Origin of the sequence: Lentilactobacillus sunkii DSM 19904, assembly GCF_001435575.1 — a bacterium.
GTDB lineage: Bacteria > Bacillota > Bacilli > Lactobacillales > Lactobacillaceae > Lentilactobacillus > Lentilactobacillus sunkii.
Genome location: NZ_AZEA01000018.1, coordinates 23,081 through 43,281 on the forward strand (window position 1 = coordinate 23,081; position 20,201 = coordinate 43,281).

General features: G+C 43.9%; 17 protein-coding genes and 1 other annotated feature. Of the genes, 6 read left to right on the forward strand and 11 right to left on the reverse strand.

Annotation, left to right across the window (positions count from 1 at the left end):
- Positions 1–46: 46 nt before the first annotated feature.
- The 3 genes from FD17_RS09610 to cls form a co-directional block, all read right to left on the reverse strand.
- Complete coding sequence (locus FD17_RS09610) at positions 47–973, reverse strand: NADP-dependent oxidoreductase (RefSeq protein WP_057825975.1); 927 nt, start codon at positions 971–973, stop codon at positions 47–49.
- A 417-nt stretch (positions 974–1,390) separates the two neighbouring features.
- Complete coding sequence (locus FD17_RS09615; protein ID WP_057825976.1) at positions 1,391–2,077, reverse strand: GTP pyrophosphokinase; 687 nt, start codon at positions 2,075–2,077, stop codon at positions 1,391–1,393.
- 18 nt (positions 2,078–2,095) lie between these two features.
- The gene (cls, locus tag FD17_RS09620; RefSeq protein ID WP_057825977.1) at positions 2,096–3,556 is read right to left on the reverse strand and encodes a cardiolipin synthase; all 1,461 of its coding nucleotides are present in this window, start codon (positions 3,554–3,556) and stop codon (positions 2,096–2,098) included.
- A gap of 270 nt (positions 3,557–3,826) precedes the next feature.
- Between cls and FD17_RS09625 the strand changes: the two genes are divergently transcribed.
- Complete coding sequence (locus FD17_RS09625) at positions 3,827–5,398, forward strand: MFS transporter (protein WP_057825978.1); 1,572 nt, start codon at positions 3,827–3,829, stop codon at positions 5,396–5,398.
- Positions 5,399–5,691: 293 nt separating this feature from the next.
- On the opposite strand, the gene FD17_RS09630 is transcribed toward FD17_RS09625, so the two are convergent.
- The 8 genes from FD17_RS09630 to FD17_RS09665 form a co-directional block, all read right to left on the reverse strand.
- Entirely contained in the window at positions 5,692–6,807 is a 1,116-nt protein-coding gene (locus FD17_RS09630; RefSeq protein ID WP_235803207.1) for an AraC family transcriptional regulator, read from the reverse strand.
- Positions 6,808–6,876: 69 nt separating this feature from the next.
- Positions 6,877–9,522, reverse strand: a complete 2,646-nt coding sequence (locus FD17_RS09635; RefSeq protein WP_057825979.1) for a family 78 glycoside hydrolase catalytic domain — start codon at positions 9,520–9,522, stop codon at positions 6,877–6,879.
- Positions 9,523–9,575: 53 nt separating this feature from the next.
- Entirely contained in the window at positions 9,576–10,832 is a 1,257-nt protein-coding gene (locus FD17_RS09640) for an MFS transporter (RefSeq protein ID WP_057825980.1), read from the reverse strand.
- A 2-nt stretch (positions 10,833–10,834) separates the two neighbouring features.
- Positions 10,835–12,154, reverse strand: a complete 1,320-nt coding sequence (locus FD17_RS09645) for an MFS transporter (protein ID WP_057825981.1) — start codon at positions 12,152–12,154, stop codon at positions 10,835–10,837.
- A gap of 619 nt (positions 12,155–12,773) precedes the next feature.
- Complete coding sequence (locus FD17_RS09650) at positions 12,774–13,505, reverse strand: class I SAM-dependent methyltransferase (protein WP_057825982.1); 732 nt, start codon at positions 13,503–13,505, stop codon at positions 12,774–12,776.
- Between the two features lie 19 nt (positions 13,506–13,524).
- Positions 13,525–14,310 (reverse strand): carbon-nitrogen family hydrolase, encoded by a 786-nt coding sequence (locus FD17_RS09655; RefSeq protein ID WP_057825983.1) that lies wholly within the window; start codon positions 14,308–14,310, stop codon positions 13,525–13,527.
- A gap of 83 nt (positions 14,311–14,393) precedes the next feature.
- Positions 14,394–14,705: a SemiSWEET family transporter gene (locus FD17_RS09660; protein WP_057825984.1), complete on the reverse strand. Its 312-nt coding sequence runs from the start codon at positions 14,703–14,705 to the stop codon at positions 14,394–14,396.
- Between the two features lie 55 nt (positions 14,706–14,760).
- Complete coding sequence (locus FD17_RS09665) at positions 14,761–15,099, reverse strand: iron chaperone (protein WP_057825985.1); 339 nt, start codon at positions 15,097–15,099, stop codon at positions 14,761–14,763.
- A gap of 102 nt (positions 15,100–15,201) precedes the next feature.
- Positions 15,202–15,469, forward strand: a binding site (T-box leader).
- Positions 15,470–15,617: 148 nt separating this feature from the next.
- Between FD17_RS09665 and trpD the strand changes: the two genes are divergently transcribed.
- Genes trpD through trpA form a run of 5 tightly spaced genes read left to right on the forward strand, consistent with a single transcriptional unit; the run spans position 15,618 to position 20,033 of the window.
- Positions 15,618–16,643 (forward strand): anthranilate phosphoribosyltransferase, encoded by a 1,026-nt coding sequence (gene trpD / locus FD17_RS09670; RefSeq protein ID WP_057825986.1) that lies wholly within the window; start codon positions 15,618–15,620, stop codon positions 16,641–16,643.
- Positions 16,640–17,428, forward strand: a complete 789-nt coding sequence (gene trpC, locus FD17_RS09675) for an indole-3-glycerol phosphate synthase TrpC (protein ID WP_057825987.1) — start codon at positions 16,640–16,642, stop codon at positions 17,426–17,428. The genes trpD and trpC overlap by 4 nt, the downstream gene beginning before the upstream one ends.
- A 19-nt stretch (positions 17,429–17,447) precedes the next feature.
- Entirely contained in the window at positions 17,448–18,035 is a 588-nt protein-coding gene (locus tag FD17_RS09680; RefSeq protein ID WP_057825988.1) for a phosphoribosylanthranilate isomerase, read from the forward strand.
- On the forward strand, positions 18,032–19,249 hold the full coding sequence (gene trpB, locus FD17_RS09685) for a tryptophan synthase subunit beta (RefSeq protein ID WP_057825989.1): 1,218 nt from the start codon (positions 18,032–18,034) through the stop codon (positions 19,247–19,249). Before FD17_RS09680 ends, trpB begins: the two co-directional genes overlap by 4 nt.
- A complete protein-coding gene (gene trpA / locus FD17_RS09690; RefSeq protein WP_057825990.1) occupies positions 19,242–20,033 on the forward strand; it encodes a tryptophan synthase subunit alpha in 792 nt (263 codons plus the stop codon). The genes trpB and trpA overlap by 8 nt, the downstream gene beginning before the upstream one ends.
- Positions 20,034–20,201 lie beyond the last annotated feature (168 nt).

Here is a 20,201-nt window from a genome sequence, read left to right on the forward strand (position 1 = left end):
TCCATGTGCAAGAGACACAGTTGGAAGTTCCTTATTTATTAATCAATTAATCAGTCACTTCATTAGTCACAATGATTCGGCCGTCATGCTTCTTACTTAATAATTCATGTCCCTGAATAACGCCTGCCAAAGTAAATGGTAGTTGATAGCCAATTCGAATTGAGAGCTTTTTCTCCGCCATTAATTTCAATAAGGCAGTCAACGCTTCAGCATCCGAAATGGCCTTGGTTGCAATAATTGGCTTGAACTGAAACGGCTTGTTGGATAATGGCTCATCCCCACCAACCGTGGTGATGATGCCATTTTCTTTCACAATTCGGGCATCACTGTCGCTGTCAGCCCCATTTAAAGCAGAGTTAATCACGACATCGGCGCGATTGGCAAGAACCAGCGCAGGATCCTGCTTGTTGTAAGCGACGTATTCCTGAACACCCAGCGATTTGACGTAGGCCTCATTTTTACTCGAGCCGATACCAATAACCGTTGCCCCTATATTCAAGGCCAATTGAGCAGCCAATGATCCGACCCCACCAGAGGCTCCCCTGACCACGACCGTTTGACCAGACTTAACCTGACCAAAGAAGTACACCGCTTGATAGGCTGTAATTCCGGGCGTCACAATCCCCGCTGCTTCAGCGAAGGAAACTTCATCTGGAATGATCACCGTTCGACTTGCCAACGCATATGCATATTCGGCGTAGGAACCATGGCCATGAGCCACAACCCGGTCGCCAACCTTGAATCCAGTAACGTTGGCACCAAGCTTGGCAACTGTTCCGGCAACATCACGGCCCGGAATTACCCGATGAGTCGCCTGCTTCCATTCACCAACCCGCATGGATTTTTCAAAGTTGTTGAGATTAAACGCTCTGGTATTAATTAAAACTTGATCATCAGAAATTTCTGGAGTTGGCACATCATATTCTTCAAAGACATCGGCAGCACCGTTATGATCGTATCCAAATGCTTTCATTTCTATCGCTCCTATTTTATAAGTCATAAGTTATAAGGAAAAAGTTCTCGTGAGTCCGCAATTGATTTAATAAAAGTGTAAGGGTTCTCAAACTGCATAGCAACCAAAAGGCCCTTTAGAAATTTATCGGACATAAAAAAGGATCCCACCACCCTCTAGGTGATGAGATCCTTATCTGGTACATGAACATTTGAAAGGCATTAGAACCAATCATTGACCAATACATGGTCGGTATTCTTTCTCGTTAAATATCTTCTGCAGGGTTGAACTGACAGACTACTCGGATCTAAGCACGCTGGCTTAGCACCTACATTATTTTCGGATGTCCCTCGTCTGTCTTGCAGGTGATTAGTTCATTCACCTTTCACTATTATTATATGATGTATTAGCGAAATACACAAACAATCCGACCCCAAATCAGCCTTGAAGATCACGGAAAATTTCCTGCATTCTGGTTTCGATATCATAGAGTTCAGCAGCATAATCCTTCAAATTATCAGCGTGCTGATCAACTTTTTTCTTAGGAACGTTTGTCTTATATCTGAGCTTATGTTCCAAGCTGGCCCACATATCCATCCCGACTGTTCGAAGCTGAACTTCCACCGGTACATCGAAAACCCCGTTGGACTGGAACACCGGCACGGAAACGACCAGATGGAGGCTGCGATAGCCACTGGGCTTGGGGTCTTTAATGTAATCCTTGCGCTTCAGTAAGGTGACATCGGACTGTTGAACCAGGGCCTCTTCAACCCGATAAACATCATCAATATAATTGGTAATCACCCTGATCCCACCAATATCTTTGATTTCATTATCAATCGATTTGGTGTTCATCGGAATCCGTTTCTTCAACACTTTCCCTACCAAACTACGGACGCTTTTCATGCGTTCTTCCATGTGGTGAATTGGGTTATGATCGTAGTTCATTGAGTATTCATCATCCAGGTTTTCAAGCTTGGTGCCAATTTCATTAACTCCGGCATGACGGAGTTGATAAACCTCAGCAAGGTCCTTCAAATTTTTGACTGGGCCCTTCAAAGGAGACTTTTCGAGATCCTTCATTACCTGTTTGAGATTCATAAAGTTATTGCGTTCCAATATCATTTTCGATTCCTCTAATCATTACAAAATTGGCGACAGCAGTCGGCTGAAGGTTTGCTTAAACTTCAACCAGAGCGACTGCTTTTCAAACATCTCCGGTGTCTGGAGCTCACTGACATCGATGTCATTTAAGAAAATATCGCGCATGTCAGCGGAGAATTTTTGATCATAAATAAACGAGTTGATTTCGAAATTCAGCTTAAAGCTCCGGTAATCCAAATTGGCCGAACCAACTGAAGCGATCTTGTCGTCAATGACCATGGTTTTGGCATGCATGAAGCCATTATTGTAATAGTAAATTTTGACGCCTTCTTCAGCCAATTGACGGGCATAATACTGGGTTGCCCGATAGACAAACGGGTGATCGGGCATACTTGGTACCATAATGCGAACGTCAACGCCGGACATGGCAGCAATCCGCAGGGCATCCATAACACTATCATCAGGAATCAGATAAGGTGATTGAATCCAGCAATACTTTTTTGCCATAGTGATTAATTTAATATAGCCCATTTTAATCTGCTGTAAATCTGAATCCGGGCCACTGGAAACAATCTGCATATTGACGTTTCCTTTGGTCGTGGTAACTGGGAAGTACTTGGCCTCAACCTGATCTTCGTCGATCTGATCACGTGGACTGGTGGCGTTCCAATCAAGGATGAATCGGGCTTGGAGTCCGAACACCCCTGAACCAATAATCCGGATGTGGGTATCGCGCCAGTTGCCAAACTTCTTCTTGCGGCCAAGATACTGATCGCCAATATTAAAACCACCGGTGTAGCCGATGATTCCGTCAATCACAATAATCTTTCTATGGTCACGAAAGTTGATACGGAAATCCAACAGAATTGATCGGGTGTTCAAGAATGGAAAGGCCTTACCGCCGGCGTCAACAAGCGGTTGGAAAAACTTTCTGGTAGTTCCCATTGAACCCCATGAATCATAGATCACTCGGACTTCAACGCCTTCACGAGCTTTTTGCACAAGCAGATTTAAAATCTCATTTCCAATCTTATCGTTGTAAAAAGTGTAAAATTCGATATGGATGCTTTTCTTGGCAGCTTCGATATCGCCGATAATCTTATGAAAAAGGGCGTTTCCACCTGTGAAGATGCGCACTTTGTTTTGCCGAGACAAAAAAGCATGATCCGTTGTCATGAACATATCCACAGCGGTTCGGGCACTGTTAACAACTTCATCGGCTGGTGTCTTATCATCGTGTCCCAACTGGTTGCGTTGCTCATTCAGCCGCTCATCCAGCTGCATCTGCACGTGTTTATGTAATTTGAATAATCTGTTCTTGGGCAGCTTTCGGCCAAGGAAGGCATAAGCAATGAAGCCTACCAGCGGTAAAAATACCAGCACCAGCAGCCAGGCCCAGATTGCCGCGATATCTCGTTTCTCCCTGAACACGGTGAAGATTGCCAGGATGGCGTTGATCACGACTACGATATTAAAAATCATCGACCAATCAATATTCATTTTTTCCTCCTCATTACCCGTTTTAGGATAAAATAAGAATACATACTGTAAGTATACTAGAAAGAAGCGGAAATATTATGAATTTGGCAAATTTTCTTGTGGTGGGGATTCATGGTTTCCACTCCATATTCTTTTTTCATTTGATTTTTCGAGAACAGCCGATTTTGGGCTTTGGGCTGATTTTGGCAATCGTCCTGTACGTCATTTATAGAAGAATGAATCGGTAGTCCTGATTCAAGCAACACAAATTTATTTCGAGGGAAGTCAATCATGAAAAAGCAAACGAACGCAGCCCGGTGGATTGCCCTGACAGCAATGGGTCTGGGTGTCTTTATGGGTCTCTTGGATGTCACGGTCGTCAATGTGGCCCTGCCAACAATGGCAAAAGGATTTAAAACAACATTTACAGATCTCCAATGGGTATTAAACGCCTATACGCTGATCTATGCCGTCACCTTGATGATCATGTCCAAATTAGGCGATATGTACGGCCGAAAGAAAATATTTTTGGGGTCAATGATTCTGTTTGTCATCGCTTCGGCAATTAACGGCATGGCACCGAGTCTTTTGATCCTCGATATCAGCCGTGGCGTCCAGGCAATTGGCGGTGCCGGCATGATGTCTCTATCCATGGCGCTGGTTGCTTCTAACTTTGAAGGCAAAGAACGTGGCCTGGCATTGGGAATTTTGGGCTCCATCATCGGTGTCTCATCGGCTTCCGGTCCTCTGATCGGCGGTTATTTAGTTGAACACTTTGGCTGGCCGGCAATCTTTTATGTAAATGTGCCATTTGGAATTCTGGCCGTTATTTTGACTCTCTTCTATGTCCGAGAAACGCCAAGTTATGGCAAGAATCATAAGATTGACCTAGCTGGAATGCTGCTCTCTGCCATCGGGCTGTTTGCCATCATTTACGGTCTAATCGTCAAGGAGGGGCATCCCCACTGGGCTTGGACCGATGGCCGGGTCAGCGGCTTAATTATTGGTGGAGTTGTCGTAATGATCTTCTTCGTATTCGTTGAAATGCGGGTTGAAGATCCGATGATTGACATTAAGATGTTCAAACGGCCACATTTTTTGGGAACAATTCTGATTGCGTTTGCCTTGGGGTCCGGGATATACGCGTACAACGCTTTCTTGACCGCCCTCATGCAGAACTATATTGGCTATTCTGCCGTCCAGACTGGAGTTCGACAGTTGGCTATCAGTGCCTGGTCGTTGTTCCTCGGACCAGTTGCCGGAATTCTAAGTTCCCGTTATTCCAAAAAGTGGATGATCGTTTGGAGCATGTTTGTTGGTGGTGCCGGCTTCTTATTGATGGCCAACTCAATCAGTCCAACCGTGACTTTCGTTGAACTTTGGCCCGGCATGGTATTAATGGGAATTGCCAACGGAATGGTCAACCCGCTGCTGAATACGGCCGGCATGGAAGGCACCCTGCCCCAAGATATGGGCATGGTATCCGGCCTGCTGAACGTCTTTCGACAGTTTGGTACCACGGTTGGTGTGGTTGGCTTGGGCCTGATTCAAGACGCCCAATACGAGAATCATTTGAACGGGCACATGCCCAGTTTGGAAATGCCAACCAAAGTGATGAGCAACATCAAAGATGCCCTGATTAACGCCGGCCCATTTTCCGGTCACACCATCGCCTTTTCCGACAGAATGGCCCGGGCGCCGTTTGCCAGGGCCCTTCAAAAAATCGTCATCCATGCATACGATAACGGGATGGCCGCGGTTGCGGTCACATCCGGCGTAATCGTGATTGTGGGTGGTGTTGGTGCTGCCTTGTTGATGAAGAATCATGTTGATAGTGTTCATCTGGAAGTTAAACAGAAATAAAGAGACTGCTATCTCATTTTTGAAAGAACAATAAATAGGACCAAGCCGGAATGGCTTGGTCCTATTTTGCATGCGTGCTCATTTCATCAACTGGGGTACAGTTTGAATCATTTGAGGGAAACGACAAGGTGTTCTTGTACAAATAGGGGCTCTGCTGAGTATGCCAGCACTGCTCGAAAGCGCTAACATAACTATATTATATTCTCCAAATGGAGTCTGAGCACTGTCGAAATCATTTGTTTTTTATGACCTCATCTGGAACACGACACTCGGATCCAATGACAAATATCATGCTACAAATCACTTCCATTTTGTCGATAGTCTGCTGGCGTAACCCCGAATATTTTTTTAAAATTCTTGTAAAAGTGACTCATATCCGTATATCCAACCTTGTCAATAATCTCTTCGATACTCATATTCGTAGATATCAATAATTTTGCCGCTTCACGCATTTTGATATCTCTGAGGAGCTGGGAGAATGAAAAGCCGGTTTCCCGTTTAATGAATCTACTGATGTATCCTTCACTCAGGTTAAAGTGTTGAGCCAAGCTTTCTAAATTAATGTCTTTTCTATTCACGCGAATATACTGAATAATATTTGAAACAGGTTTCTCATCAATAGACCCCTCTAACATTTTCGCATCTTTGGCATGATTTCGAATGAGCTGCCCAAACAATAACAAGACATAACTATTCAGAATGATCTGAGAACCATGCATCGTTGTTTGCGATTCATTATAAAGTCCGAAAATAATGTGTTCAATTTCCTGATCATTATCACAATGAATAAGCACCAATTGAGAAAACTGCCGGCGATACAACATCCTTAAAAAGAAGTTCGAGATATCATTTTGTTCCATTAATAATGGTGCGAATGCATCTTCGAACGATGACCGGCGCATGATAATATTAACAACGATATCTTCGTCTGCATTAGAAAAGAAGGCCTGCTTAAGATTAGGCGGAACGATGATCATATCACCCTGCGTCAAATCATAGTTTTTCCCATTCAGAAAGAATTTGCAATGGCCATTAAGAACATAAGAAATCTTCACGAATTCCAGTGTATGCTCCATAATTGGCAAATAACGCAAATGTTTAAAAACCACAATTTCAGAATTAAGATGCGGTGGATATATCAAATTTGATTTTGAATGGTTGACCTGCTCGGGATGAATGACTTGCTGTGAAAAGAATTGACTCTCGAAAAATCTGGGACGAATATCCGAAAGTGGCTTATCTGGAAACTGAACAGGATTTTTCATATTTGCTTTATACTGATCAGCAAACTCCTGCCAACTCGAGACCGGCTTAAAATGATCATACGGATTAGCCTCATACAATTTCTTATATCCAACCTCAGCGGTTTCAAGTTTCATGAATGAATTTAAACTTGAAGAATCCATCATTCTCACTTCTTTCTAAAACAAACAATGACTGGCACAATATACTTGTCCCAGCCGATCATTTGTTAATGTTTATACTTCTTGATAATCAAAACTGTTTTCGTAGTGTCCATCTCTCAGCTCAACCTTATCATATCCTGGAATATCGACTTGTGCGGTTGCACCGTAAGGAACATCAACTGAAACGGAAAGTTTGCCAGCTTCATAGGTCCATTCAACCTTTGCAGTACCAAATGGCGTTTCGTGTGAGGCCTTTGCAGAGGTTAATCCACCACCTGGACGGGGAGCAACTTCAAATTGGTGCCAAGCAGGAGCAGTCGGCTTAAGACCACCAACAGTTGCGTGAATCCAATCAGCAACGGATCCTAATGAATAATGGTTAAATGAAGTCATGACACCAGGGTTAACTGATCCGTCGGGCTCCATTGAATCCCATCGTTCCCAAGTTGTCGTTCCACCCATTTTTACCTGGTACATCCAACTTGGACATTCTTCGGATAAAAAGAGCTCATATGCTTCGTTCATGTGGCCTGTCTCGGTCAGAGCTGGAAGAATGTATGGTGTTCCGGCAAATCCGGTTCCAATTTTTCCATGTGCCCGACGAACAAGCAATGCTAAACGATGGCCAGCAAATTCTTTTGTTTCAGGATCATCATCAACCAAGCCAAATGCAATAGCAAGTGCATATGCACACTGCGTATCAGACGTCATAATTCCCTTGTCATTGAAGAAACGTTTTCTGAAGCCAAGATGTACATGAGCTGCAAGCTTGGAATACTCATCTGCTTCAGCGTCATTGCCAAGCTCATGACCCATTTTAACAAACATGTCACAACTATTGGCATAAAAGGCCGTGGCAACTAAATTCTTTTCAGTCATTGCCTTAACAGGATTGTCAGCAGGTGCGTTAGGATCCAACCAGTCACCAAGCTGTCCGAGTGAATATGGTGGCTTGCGATCCCAGACACCATCCTCTGAGAGATAACCTTTAACTTCATCAATCCAAGCTTTTGCAGCAGGATACTGCTTGGCAAGCATTTGTTTGTCACCACTTGCCATGTAGATTGCCCAAGGAACACGGACGGATGAATCACCCCAAATAGCAATTCCTTGTGGTTCTGTCCACTCGGCATATGGAATAAACGGGACATAGAATGGAACGGTGCCAAGACGTTTTTGCTCATGAGCAACGTCTTGCATCCAGCTGCTCAAGAATCCTTCAACATCGTAAAAGTAAGCTGCTGTGGGGCTGAACAATGAAATATCACCAGTCCATCCAAGACGTTCATCACGTTGTGGGCAGTCTGTTGGAAGAGAAACGAAGTTTGATCTCATTGACCACAAAGCATTGTCATCAAGTCGGTTGACATTCTTATTGGAGGATTCGAAAGTACCGGTTTGCTTCATATCTGAAAAGTAAACTTTGCATTCCATATCGTCTGCGGTCAAATCTCCGCGCCAGCCGCGAATCTCAGCATAACGGAACCCATGTGTCGCAAAGCGGGCTTCAAAGTATGCTTCTGAACCGTTTGAGACGTATTGGTCAATTTGTTGACCACGACGCAATGGGCGGGTTGACAAGGTGCCATCGCTTTCTAATACTTCAGCATGTTGCAATTCGATGACATCACCATCTTTAGCATTTGTGATGTGCAAATTGATCCGTTGAGTACAGTTTTGGCCAAAATCAATCTGCCAATCAGCTTTACCATCATATTCCCGAATCTTTTTAATCGAAAGTGGTTGATTGACCATAGTTGCCCGAACAGGCGGCAAAATTGGAAATTCCATTTTCCGTTGATCAAAAGGAATTTGAGCGACTGGATACCAATCCGAATCATCATAGCCGGGTTGATCAAAACCATCTTTTTCGAGATGTGAATCATATCTCTCGCCTTCACATAAGTCAGATTGAGTGATTGGACCCTTTGCTGATTTCCAAGTATCATCATGAGAATTTGAGAAAATCTGTTCACTGGATCCATCAGAGTATGTTACTTCAAGTTGGGCGAAGACGCCAATCTTATCGCCATAAATATTGGCTTTGCCACCCTTGAAGCCGATTCTGCCACGGTACCATCCATCTCCAAGATAGAATCCGAAAGCATTCTCGCCTGCATTCAAGTCATCCGTCAAATCATATGTCCAGCATTCCAGACGGTCATCATAACATGTCCAACCGGGAGTCAGAATGTCCTTACTCATTTCTTTACCGTTGACGTGGCCTTCAACCAGCCCCAATGCAGAAAGGTAAAGGCGTGCATAAACCGGCTTATCCTTTAACGTAAACTCATGTCTAATCAATGGCAAATGACGATGGTCAGTCTTTTCTTCAGGCCATGTTGGTCCAATAAATCCAGCAAGAAGTTCCCAGTATTCAAGAATTCCCTCATCGAATTTGAGTGGTTTCGACCATGCACCCTTTGAGTCACCATCAACCAAACGAGCTTTCACTTCAACTTGTTCCCTTGAAACCAATGGATCTAAAGGCCAGTTAAACAAAACATTGTTAACAGGTTCTGTCATGATTGATTCGGTTTTACCTTCTTGCCCAGGCATATGCAGGGTAATCTCAAGTTCAACTTCATCGCCATCGGCAACATGCCCATCGTACTTCCATGAAATCCGCGGTGTAGCTGTTCTGATGCCCAAAACATCACCGTGATAGTGCTCAACTTGTAAATCGTATGGTGCTTGTGCTTTAACAATCTCTGACATTCTAAAAGTCCTTTCCTCTCATCCAAGCTGTTTTCTAAAATGAATAATCCGATTTACTTCTCGATACCGTACTTACGTTGCAAGTGAATCATAATTGCTCCAGCAATGAAGCTGACAACAACGACTCCCGCGAAGCACCACATCGTAATTTTAATAACACCCGGCAAAACAAGTGCTGGTGTAATGAAAGCAAATAAAGCACAAACAACTCGAGAAGTTCCGTTGATGAGTCCCTGAATTGAAGAACGAACGTCAACTGGGAATGATTCTTGTGTCCAAACCTTGTACAAAGCTTCACCAGCCATCGGACTACCAATGTTATAGAAACCAATGGCAACGATGATTGCAATAAGGCTACCTCCACCCATGGTCATACCAACCATGGCAACGAACATAATAACGGCACCAATTACAAATCCAGTGTTACGGTACTTACTACCGGCAATTGATGAGAAAATGGCACTGACAACAAGGGCAATGACATTAAGAACAATTCCGGCACCTGTAGCAAGACTTTGTGAAGCATCAGCCTTGACCATCATGAAGGTCTGGAATTGGCCCCAAGTGTTGGCCAGCAGGTTCCAACCGATGTAGAAAATCAAGATAGCAACGAAGAAATACAAGAACTTCTTGTTTTGGCCAAACAGAATCTTGGTTACTGACTTTGTGGCAACTTGAGTACTGTTCTTTTGGTTTTCTTCATATCGTGCAGTACCTTCTTCATGTAATTCCTTGAATTTGCCTGACATTGTCCGCCATAACCAAGTGACGATGGCAAATACAACCAATAGGCCAAATACGATTCTTGCACCAGTTGCACCTGTCATCTTGGAAACAGCAAATGCACCGATGTATGAAATGAAGATACCAGCCTGCCAGAAAATTTGAGTTGATGAAACTAATTTAGCCGAAATTTTTGCATTAGGCGAATCTCTTGAAACAACCGTTAAGGAAATTGGTAAATCAGTTCCTGAAGCAACACCAGTGATAATGACACCAATCAACAAGGTGATGTAGTTTGGTGCAAATACGGCAATTCCCGCACCGACTGCATAAAACAGGTTAATCCAGTTAAATACTTTTATCAGACCAATTGATTCAGCAATTCGGCCACCGAACAATGATCCAAAGGCAATGGCAAATGTTAAGGCGCCAGAGATGACACCAACTTGACCATTGGTTAAACCTAATCCGGACTGCCACACAGAAATGGTTGCGGCCAATCCAACAATAATACCTGACCCAAGCATTGAACCAATCCCCGCGGCGTATGCCAGAGGACGGTAATAAGAAATATTTTTTGTGTCCATGATTAATGAGTCTCCTTATTTATAGCTAATTTTTTATTGTGATCCAGCTTGCGCTCGTGAGAACTGTATACTGGATCGGGAATGTTATGATGAGCAATAAACCGCATAACGAGTTCTGCAGACAACCAGCAGATGGCTAAAGAACCAACTAATAACCAGATTAAGAGTGTTGGTGAATAGGCCATGATTGCTGGTGTAACAAACGAAAAAATTGCGGTAACTGCACGAACGATTGAATAGCTGATACCTGTTACACTTGCTCGAACATGCACTGGATATAACGACTGACTCCAGATTTTGAATAATGGCTCTCCATGGAGCATATTGGCACAGCAATAAACAAAATATGATATGGTGAATATCCACCAAACACCGCCAAAGGCTGCTGATAGGACAAATGACAAAATACATAAGATTAAGCCAATCCGTGTCATCACATAACGGTACTTCGTGTCCGCAAACTTCATATAGATGCCGTACAGGACAAATGCACCGAGGATGTTAGCGAAGAACGCACACAAGGTTGAAAATTGCTGACTCCGACCGTCGATTGTTACCAGGAAGTAATTCAAGAATGATCCCCAAGTGTTGGCGGGAATATTCCAAAATAGATAAAATCCTGTTAGTCCAATCATTGGAACGAAGTAACGAGGCATTGAAATTAACTTTTTGAAGGGAATTTTTTCTGCAGCAATTTCCTCTTTAGTCGATGCCCGCCTCTCAACTGGAACGATCATTGAAACTTCCAACTGGTGAAATTTCGGTGATAACGCACGAATTGCCCAAGTGATCAGAGCAACGACTCCCAACCATGCAAATAGGATCCGTGAGCTCATGTATCCCAAGCTTGCTGTGAGAAAGCCCAGTCCTTGAGAAATAACAATGCCGCCTAACCAATAAATTTCAGTTGACGCAATCACCTTACCGTATTGATCGGGTTCGGTTCGTTCGGAAATGACTGCTAATGAAGTTGGCAAATCGGCACCCGAGGCAGCTCCGGCGATGAATAAACCAACAACAATCACAGGTAAATTAGGTGCCAATGCAACCAAAAACGTTCCGAGAGCAACAAACAGAATATCAATATTGAACACTGTTACACGCCCAAATTTGTCTGACAGGTAACCACCAATGGCAGAACCAAAGGCAACTGATAAAGTTACCAGTGTGCTTAAGGCCCCAACCCACCAAGCATTCAAACTAAATTCTGTTTTCCACATCGCCAACACAATTCCAGTCGTTACTAAAATACTAGCATCGAGATATGAGGCAATACTTGCGTTCATCGTCAACATCCATCCAGATCTTGATCGAGACTTCATAAAATACCTCCATTCATTTAATCTTCAATAATTGGAACCGTTTCTGTAAACGTTTACAAATATTAGGATATGCTCTGGCTGCCCATTCAACAACGTTTCAACTTATTGGCTTTTTATGACATGCACATAAAACCACAGTAGACACATATGATTGAGCAATTCGAAGCAGCAAAAAAAGCGTCAAGAACTTTATCGTTCCTGACGCTTCTCTATCAGTGGTTGGACAACCCTGTATCAAAAACATACTTTACTCATCCATCCAATCAATCTACTGCTTCCCAATAATATCGACAATGATACGTTAAGTTCTTCATGAGGTCCCAAATAAACCGTCAATTCAAGCTTTGATCGAGAGTATCACCACTTGCATATCGGAAAAAGCCAAAGGATCCATTGAGGACTCATTAGTGATGTCAGATAATGATATGTTTAGGTTTTAAACGGCTTATCTTTATGAAAATTGGTATACCTTTGAAGGGCAAAAGCAAAGAGCAGTTATGGTAACATATCGTTAAAAATGTTACCACAATTGCTCTTCTATTGCTACTTAATATCTTTCAGCGGACCTATACCAATTATTGATACAGTTCCGGCCGTTATGAGTTTCAGTGCCTGATGGTTAATCTAATGTGGCACTGATGATCAGCATCATTGGCCGTCTCAGTTCATCGCGCATGTCCGAGCTTTCAGCCAACATCTTATCTGTCGGTGTCGGTTCAATGACTTGGTTAAGTCGAAATCCAGCATTCAATAGTGTATTCAGGTAAGTCATAAGGGTGCGATGATATTTTTTCACAGAGTGGCCCAAAAAAACAGTTTCGCGACTGGATTCATCAAAGTATCTATCAACCGGCCAGTATTTTCGTTGACCATCATTACCTAGGATCCATTCTTCGTTGCCCTGAGCCGTGAAGATTGGATGTTCAACACTGATGATCAAGCGCCCACCAGAGTTTAGTTTTGATTTAATCAATTGAACCAATCCGGAATAGTCTTCGATGTAGTGAATCGCCAGGGAACTGATCACCACATCAAAACGACCGGCAAGTTCGTTAACTGCCATCATATCCAGTACCTGGTAATGAATTTGATCTTGATTGGCCATTGATTTGGCTTTTTGAATCATTTTGACTGATGCATCAATACCCACGACTTCACGGGCACCATGGTCAGCAGCATACCGACAGTGCCAACCATACCCGCATCCCAGATCAAGAACCCGCTTACCCGTGAAGTCGGGGAATAGCTTTTTAAGCTGATGCCATTCTCCGGCTGCCTTTAATCCATCCTTGGATCGAGCCATTTGGCTGTATGCGTTAAAAAATGATTCATCGTCATAAATATCAGACATTTCTTACCTCCATTAATTTCTATCGATACAACTCCGGCTGGCGATCTTCAAACACCGGCATAAATCCGCGGGCATCGTCAGTTTCTTTGGTATCAATCGTGAATACTTTTAATTGCGGCTGATCATCCAATGTCAGAATCTCATCGCCCATTGGATTATAAATGCCCGAATGACCGCCAAATGGATTGTCCGGATCACTGCCCACTCGATTAACGGCAACCACAAAGCTCTGATTTTCAATTGCTCGAGCAGCAAGTAACCGGCGCCACTGAGGGATTCGTGAAGTCGGCCACTCTGCTGGGACAAATAAGATTCGACTGTCGTCCAAGCTTAAAGTCCGCAGCCATTCTGGGAACCGAATGTCGTAGCAGATCACACTGGTTGCGTTAATTCCCTTGATTTCAAAATGATCTTCGTCAACACCGGATGCCAAATACTCATCCTCATGCATCAGGCCAAATAAATGGACTTTGTCGTAGGTTGTCATCAGCTTTCCATCGGGCGCATAGATATAGGTCGTATTGTAGAAAGCACCATTCTTTTCGGTAGAGACGGAACCCCCATGAATGGTGATTTGGTATTTCTTGGCCAATTCTGCCAGCAAAGTCTGGGTCCGCTGACCTTCCTTATCGGCTACCTTGTCCAACCGGGTCAAATCGTATCCGGTATTCCACATTTCCGGGAAGAAAATAATGTCCGCATTTTGTGTGGCTGCCTTTTGAACGTTTGGTTCGATTTGAGCAAAATTTTTGTCAGGATCACCAAATTTTATATCCAGCTGTGCCAATGCAATTTTGATTTTCATGTGACCGTCTCCCAATCGATTTTCTAAAAAGTATACAACAAAAAAACACATTCACCAATCAATGGCAATGTGTTTCACTCTTGTTAAATCACGGCTGTAATCGCAGCGATTAACCCGAAGATCACACCGGGCACGTCGGCTACAATCAAGATCCAATCCCGTTTTGGCTTGACCCAACCATACGCAACCCACAGTGCGGCGTTAATCGACGCACAAAATGGCTGAATAAATGAAGTTGGCTGCCCATTTAAATTCTGCAGAATTTCTCCTATGTATGAGATATACATGATCATATTGGCAACGGTCGCAATATCCCCAATAATTTTCTCTTCAGTATAAACATGCTTGCCTGCATGTACTTGACTCCCATTTGGGTGACTCAACTGACTTTGCACACTAACATCTCCATTCCCTCTTATGTACCGTGATACCATACCCGACGGGAGAATACTAGACATTCCGGAGATTATAGTGAACAATTTCTTGGATCAGCTTTACTGGAAACGGCTGATCGACAGGAAGTTGAATCGCTCCGATACTGGTTTTATAGTCTTTGAGCTGATCTTTGAATTCAACAATTGCTTTTGGTCCAGGATACAATCCGATATGATTCTTAAAATTAGCAAAGTGAATGATATTACTCTTATAATGAAAAGTCGGCATTCCATAGGAGATCTTCTCATCATAATTTTCTGGCATTTCATTTTTGATAATCTGATACAATTGTTGTAGCTTGTCTTGCCTTGATACTGGCTGGTTCTCGATGTATTCTCGAACTAATTTTTCCACTTGGCATTCCACCTTTTTGAATCTTTTTTAAATTATTTGATTAAAATCTGTTGACATTTATATTATAAGGCTCTAATATACAAAGCAACAATTAATTCGTCCATAAAACCGATGAAGTGGAGATCAAGATCATTGTGCACGCAAAGAGAGCTGCCATTGCTGAGAATGCAGCCGAACGCAGATGATTAAATGGACCACTGAGGGTTCTTCCGAAAGTTCGCAAGTACGGAGAAACGTGTTGGCATACGTAAGTTGTCGGAGGGATGTTAGTCCCTTGCTAAGAGTGATTAATTGGGGAACTTAACAGATGAAGTCTATCTCCCCTGATTAATTGAACTAAGGTGGCACCGCGGAATAATCCGTCCTTAACAATCAAATTTGTTATGGACGGATTATTTTTTTGCAATAAATGGAGGTCACACTTATGAAAAATGAAATTAAACGATGGCAAATCATAGATTGAACTTTAAATCATTAATTCGAACTTACTATAAAGGAAATCCTTGGAGGAACCTACTATGATAAAACAAGCTATTGAAAAAGTTGTTAACCACGAAGATCTTACATTTGAAGAAAGCCAATTAGTTCTCGATGAAATTATGAACGGCGAAACTTCAGAAATTGAAACTGCCAGCCTCTTAACCGCATTAACCGCGAAAAACCCAACTATCGACGAAATTGCCGGTGCCGCATCATCCATGAGAAACCACGCTTTGAAATTCCCAGAAGCCGGCAACGTCTTGGAAATCGTTGGAACTGGTGGTGACAAAGCCAACACCTTCAACATTTCTACTACCAGCGCAATTGTCGTTGCTGCAACAGGTACCAAAGTTGCCAAGCACGGTAACCGCGCCGCTTCATCCAAGAGTGGTGCCGCCGATGTCTTTGAAGCCCTTGGTCTGGACATCAACGAAGATCCAGCCACCAGCTTCCAGAGCCTTCAGGACAACAACCTTTGCTTCTTATTTGCTCAGGAATACCACAAATCAATGAAGTACGTTGCCCCTGTTCGTAAGGCATTGGGAATCCGAACCATCTTCAACATCCTCGGCCCTCTGGCCAACCCAGCCCATCCAACCAGCCAGCTCTTAGGCGTTTACGATGAAAGCTTAATCGAACCTTTGGCCAACGTCTTAAAGAAATTGGGTGTCAAAAATGCCATGGTCATCCATGGTCGTGACGGGCTTGACGAAATGACCGTTACCGATGAAACAGCCGTTGTCGAATTACGCGATGGCAAGCTCAGCAAATACGTCATAACACCGGAACAATTTGGCCTCAAGCGGGCACAACGTCAAGATGTTGTTGGCGGCACCCCTGAAGAAAATGGTCAAATCACCCGCGACATCCTGGCCGGCAAGAAAGGCCCCAAGCGCGACATCGTTTTACTTAACGCTGGTTCAGCATTACACCTTGCCCATCCGGAGTTGACCATTCAAGAAGGCATTGATTTAGCCGCCAAGACCATCGATGAAGGAAAAGCTCAAACAGAACTCAATCGTCTGATTGACTTCTCCAACAAACGCAAGGACGTGGTTGCATGATTCTCGATGATTTGGTAAATGTGACTCAAAAACGCCTACAAAGACATGAAGCAACCAAACCTCTATCAGAATTAAAGCAGGATGTCGAACAGATGCCGGCAACTCGGAAAGCGGATTTCCTGGATATTTTGAATCAACCCGGCCTTCACGTTATCGCCGAAGTCAAAAAGGCATCTCCTTCCAAAGGAACCATCGTCCAAGACTTCCCATATCTGGAAATTGCCAAAAGCTACGATCAAGCAGGTGCCGACGCAATTTCAGTTTTGACAGAGCCGGATTACTTCAACGGTCATCTCAACTATCTAAATGAAATCAGCCAGGAAGTTTCGGTTCCAACATTGCGTAAAGACTTTACCATTGACCCATACATGATCTATGAAGCCAAAGCTAACGGTGCTTCCATCATTCTTCTGATCGTCGCAATCATAAACGACCAGCAGTTAAAAGATTATCGTGAACTAGCTGAAAGTCTCGGCATGCAGGCAATCGTGGAAGCTTATACCGCTGACGAAGTGACCCGAGCATTGAAGTCCGGTGCCAAAATCATCGGCATCAACAACCGCAACCTGAAAGACTTCAAAGTCGATTTCAACAATAGTTTGAAATTACAGGCGATGGTCCCGGATAACGTCCCCGTCATTGCGGAAAGTGGCATTAAGACCCAAGCTGATGTTGAAACATTGGCAAATGCCGGGTTCAACGGCATCCTGATGGGTGAAACCCTGATGCGGGCCAATAATAAGCAACAATTAATTAAAGAATTCAAATCAGTATCCGTTCAATAAATATCGAGGAGGTGTGACCATGGTTCAAGTTAAAATTTGCGGGTTGATGAGGCCCGATGACATCCAAGCAGTCAATAAAGCGCAAGCTGATTTTGCCGGGTTCGTCTTCGCCCCCAGCCGCCATTATGTTTCATTGGAAACTGCTCTGGCTTTGCAGGCTGAGCTCAATCCAAAGATCCAAAAAGTTGGTGTCTTCGTGAATGAAACGACGGCTGAAATCCTGGCCATTTACCAAGCTGGCGCCATCGACATTGCTCAGCTTCATGGTAAAAGCACCGCTGAAGAGATTAAAGAATTACAGGACGCCGGCCTGAAAGTCATTCAAGTATTTGAACGCAAATCGATTGATCCACAGTCACTTGCCAACTATTTGATGGTCGACAGCGGCAAGGGTTCCGGTCAGGTGTTGAACTGGAAAGCCCTTCCCCACATTGACCGCACCACAATTCTTGCCGGCGGCTTAAATCCTGACAACATCAGCCAGGCAGTCACCATCGTCAATCCAGATATCGTCGACGTTTCAACCGGCGTCGAAACCGACGGTCACAAAGACCCCGCCAAAATCATGAATTTTATAAAAAATGCGAAAGAGGAATATGCCTTATGAAAAATTTAACTGAAGAAAAACAAACCAAACGTCCCGGGATCTTCGCCAATACATACGGCGGCCAGTACATCCCCGAAACCTTAATGACTGAACTGGAAAAAGTCGATAAAGCTTTTCACACCTTAAAGGATGATCCCGAGTTCAAGGCCGAATTACACGACTTGCTCGTCAACTACGCCAACCGGCCATCACTTCTCTACTATGCCAAGAACATGACTGAAGACCTCGGTGGTGCCAAGATTTACCTTAAACGAGAAGACTTAAACCATACCGGTGCCCATAAGATCAATAACGTGATCGGCCAGGCATTGCTTGCCAAACATTTAGGCAAAAAACGCCTGATCGCCGAAACCGGTGCCGGCCAACATGGTGTAGCAACTGCAACAATTGCTGCCCTGTTCGGCATGGAATGTGAAATCTTCATGGGTAAAGAAGATACGGACCGCCAAAAGTTAAACGTCTACCGGATGGAATTATTAGGTGCCAAAGTTCACCCAGTGACAACCGGTTCAATGGTTCTCAAGGATGCCATCAATGCCACCCTGCAGGAATGGGCCAGCCGTTCCGAAGATACTTTCTATGTAATGGGTTCTGCCGTTGGGCCTTATCCGTTCCCAGAAATGGTCAAACATTTCCAAAGCGTGATCAGTAAAGAATCCAAGCAACAGCTCAAAGCCAAAGAAAACACCTTGCCCGATATGGTCATCGCCTGTGTCGGCGGTGGTAGTAACGCCATCGGTAGTTTTGCTGATTACATCGACGACCCCAGCGTTAAATTGGTCGGAGTTGAAGCTGCCGGCAAAGGTGTCAACAGTGATAAGACAGCTGCTACCATCGAACGTGGAACCGTTGGGATTTTCCATGGAATGAAGTCTTTGTTCCTTCAAAACGAAGACGGCCAAATCAACCCGGTTTACTCAATTTCCGCCGGCTTGGATTACCCTGGAGTCGGTCCGGAACATGCAGCGCTCGCAAAAGAAGGCCGAGCTCAATATGTCGGCATCACTGACGACGAAGCTGTTCAGGCATTTGAATACATCGCTAAAGAAGAAGGCATCGTTGCAGCCATCGAAAGCTGTCATGCGGTTGCTTACGTTGAAAAGATTGCCCCAACCATGTCCAAAGATCAGATTATTGTCTGCACCCTCTCAGGACGGGGTGACAAAGATGTTGCCAGCATCGCCAAATATAAAGGAGTCGATATCGATGAGTAATTTATCTGAAATTTTCAAAAATCATAAGGCTTTTATCCCATTTGTCGTTGCTGATGACCCGGATTTTGATACCACAGTTGCCAACATTGTTGCGTTAGCTGAAGGCGGCGCTGACATTGTTGAAGTTGGAATCCCCTTCTCAGACCCAATCGCTGACGGTGGCGTGATCCAAGCTGCCGATTTGCGGGCATTTGACGCCGGCGTCCGGACCAAAACGGTCTTTGAAATCGTTGAGGCCGCTCGAAAACAAACCGATGTGCCAATCGTTTTCCTGACGTATTTAAACATCGTCTTCAAATACGGTTACGATGCTTTTTGTCAAAAGTGTCAGGAGTTAGGCGTTTCAGGATTGGTCATTCCGGATATGCCTTACGAAAGTCGGGAGGACATCGTACCAACCGCCGATAAATATGGTATCGACATCATTCCATTGATCGCCCCAACCTCCGGCCACAGGATCGAAAAGATCGCCAAAGCTGCTTCCGGATTCATTTACGTCGTTTCCTCACTGGGGATTACCGGTGAGCGAAACGAGTTCTTCAATGGCTTGAAGGACTTAGTCGCAGAAATCAAGAAGTACACCGACGTCCCAACCGCAATCGGCTTTGGGGTTCATACACCCGAGCAGGCCAAAACAATGGCCGGCATTGCGGACGGCGTGATTATCGGCAGTGCAATTGTTGATATTGTCGCCAAGCAGAAACAAAATGCACCAAAGGCTGTTGAAGAATTTACGAGATCGATTCGGTCTGCCATTGACGAAACTGAAAAAGCTAATGTATAAAAATAGGAGTGTGATAAAAGGCGGTTTTGCTACCGTAGCATAACCTAGGATTATTTTTTTGAGCTGAAGGCTCGGAAAGTCATCCTAGATTATGCATAGGGAGCAGCCTTTTGGAACACGTTCTGGCTATAAAGAAGGGTTCTACAATATCTGTTGTTGGTAATAGAT

Excerpts from the sequence above, each read along its gene's own strand:
- FD17_RS09610 (WP_057825975.1), bottom strand. The coding sequence starts at position 973 with ATGAAAGCATTTGGATACGATCATAACGGTGCTGCCGATGTCTTTGAA.
- FD17_RS09615 (WP_057825976.1), bottom strand. The coding sequence starts at position 2,077 with ATGATATTGGAACGCAATAACTTTATGAATCTCAAACAGGTAATGAAG.
- cls (WP_057825977.1), bottom strand. The coding sequence starts at position 3,556 with ATGAATATTGATTGGTCGATGATTTTTAATATCGTAGTCGTGATCAAC.
- FD17_RS09625 (WP_057825978.1), top strand. The coding sequence starts at position 3,827 with ATGAAAAAGCAAACGAACGCAGCCCGGTGGATTGCCCTGACAGCAATG.
- FD17_RS09630 (WP_235803207.1), bottom strand. The coding sequence starts at position 6,807 with ATGATGGATTCTTCAAGTTTAAATTCATTCATGAAACTTGAAACCGCT.
- FD17_RS09635 (WP_057825979.1), bottom strand. The coding sequence starts at position 9,522 with ATGTCAGAGATTGTTAAAGCACAAGCACCATACGATTTACAAGTTGAG.
- FD17_RS09640 (WP_057825980.1), bottom strand. The coding sequence starts at position 10,832 with ATGGACACAAAAAATATTTCTTATTACCGTCCTCTGGCATACGCCGCG.
- FD17_RS09645 (WP_057825981.1), bottom strand. The coding sequence starts at position 12,154 with ATGAAGTCTCGATCAAGATCTGGATGGATGTTGACGATGAACGCAAGT.
- FD17_RS09650 (WP_057825982.1), bottom strand. The coding sequence starts at position 13,505 with ATGTCTGATATTTATGACGATGAATCATTTTTTAACGCATACAGCCAA.
- FD17_RS09655 (WP_057825983.1), bottom strand. The coding sequence starts at position 14,310 with ATGAAAATCAAAATTGCATTGGCACAGCTGGATATAAAATTTGGTGAT.
- trpD (WP_057825986.1), top strand. The coding sequence starts at position 15,618 with ATGATAAAACAAGCTATTGAAAAAGTTGTTAACCACGAAGATCTTACA.
- trpC (WP_057825987.1), top strand. The coding sequence starts at position 16,640 with ATGATTCTCGATGATTTGGTAAATGTGACTCAAAAACGCCTACAAAGA.
- FD17_RS09680 (WP_057825988.1), top strand. The coding sequence starts at position 17,448 with ATGGTTCAAGTTAAAATTTGCGGGTTGATGAGGCCCGATGACATCCAA.
- trpB (WP_057825989.1), top strand. The coding sequence starts at position 18,032 with ATGAAAAATTTAACTGAAGAAAAACAAACCAAACGTCCCGGGATCTTC.
- trpA (WP_057825990.1), top strand. The coding sequence starts at position 19,242 with ATGAGTAATTTATCTGAAATTTTCAAAAATCATAAGGCTTTTATCCCA.